The 1,430-nt window shown below is 30.9% G+C and carries 2 protein-coding genes; one reads left to right on the top strand and one right to left on the bottom strand.

Annotated elements, in window-relative coordinates:
- Positions 1-264: glycosyltransferase (locus B2S90_RS06475; RefSeq protein WP_286696756.1), on the top strand; the 264-nt coding region annotated here is incomplete at its 5' end.
- Here the strand turns inward: B2S90_RS06475 and B2S90_RS06470 are convergent.
- A partial coding sequence (locus tag B2S90_RS06470) for a phosphoethanolamine transferase (protein ID WP_286696755.1) occupies positions 261-1,430 on the bottom strand: 1,170 nt, incomplete at its 5' end. The two genes, B2S90_RS06475 and B2S90_RS06470, sit on opposite strands and share 4 nt — an antisense overlap.

The following is a 1,430-nucleotide window of genomic DNA, read 5'->3' as shown; positions in this document are numbered from 1 at the left end:
GTAATGTTAGAAGCTCAAGCATGTGGTTTACCTTCTGTTACTTTCGACTTTAAATATGGAGCTAACGAAATTATTAGAGATGAAATAAATGGTATTATCGTAAGACAAAATGATAATGAAGCTTTTATCACAGCCATTTGCAAGATGATAAATTCAGAATCACTACGCCATAATCTGGGTATGAAAGCTCAAACCATGGCTATTCAATATTCTAAATTTAACATCTTTCAAAAATGGCTAGAACTATTGAGATGTTATACTTAATTGTACATCGATTGTGAAACAGAATCTAATGGTACGAAAGAAGGACTCAATAGATCATATTTGTCCCGATAATAAGGTGTATTAAGTTGGGATATGTGAAATACTACATTACAGATTTCATCAGTACGGAAAGAACGATGAAGTGCTTTTTTGATATTATTTATAATCGCTGGATATTTCTTTTTATACTTATCAGAACACCATATCATAAAAGGCACTTCATACTGATACTTATATCCTAAATTCTTCATATTATCATCAAAAACAACTCGTCCATACGAATCTCTATAATCATATATTTCTTCACCATGATCAGAAAAATAGAGGACTACCGTATTTTTATCTCTAAATAAATCAATAATATTTTTCAATACATAGTCATTATATAGAGTAGCATTATCATATTCAGCTATCATCTGTTTCTTTTCATCATTCAAATAAGGCTGTTTGCTACGAATATCTCTATAAGAAAATACATTAAACTGTGATATATGAGGATAGCGTTTTGTTGCCATAACATGCTGTCCCATCAGATGAAAGATAACAAGATTATGCTTACCAATACCCTTAGCTTCCTTGGAAAAATCTACTACTGCCTGATTATCATATTCGAAAACATTCTTACTTATTTGCGTATAGGATTCCTTCATTAGTAATCGATTATAAACAAAAGTATTCATAGAGAACACAAACGGAGCCTGTAATTCATCATCCTTCTGAACATCCCAGAAATAAACCTGATAACCAGCTTTTTTAAATAGAGCTGGAAAATAAGGACTATCAGACCATTTTTCATGGTTACGCAGACTGTTACAACACAACGTGTTTTTCATCGTTAAAGTAGTACTATTAAAAGGACTAACTACATTGTCAAATACAAATAAGTTACCTTTTTTCTTTTCTTGATACAGATTCGGAGTTGTTGGTAAATAATATCCATACAACTGAGAATGGCACTTTATATAAGATTCTCCGATTACATATACTACATTCAGAGAATCATCAACTGAAACATGAGACTGTTTAGCACAGCATGTTACATCTACAGCATGTTTCATCTCTAAATTAACTAAATAAATATTATATAAAGAATAAAATAAGGTTGTTATCGAATCACGACAACCATATTCTTCAGGCATATCATCTATTGTACTCACAGAAACAAT

This window comes from Catenibacterium sp. UBA627 (assembly GCF_002299355.1).
Classification (GTDB): domain Bacteria; phylum Bacillota_I; class Bacilli_A; order Erysipelotrichales; family Coprobacillaceae; genus Catenibacterium; species Catenibacterium mitsuoka.
This window is presented reverse-complemented; position numbering and strand designations above follow the sequence as displayed.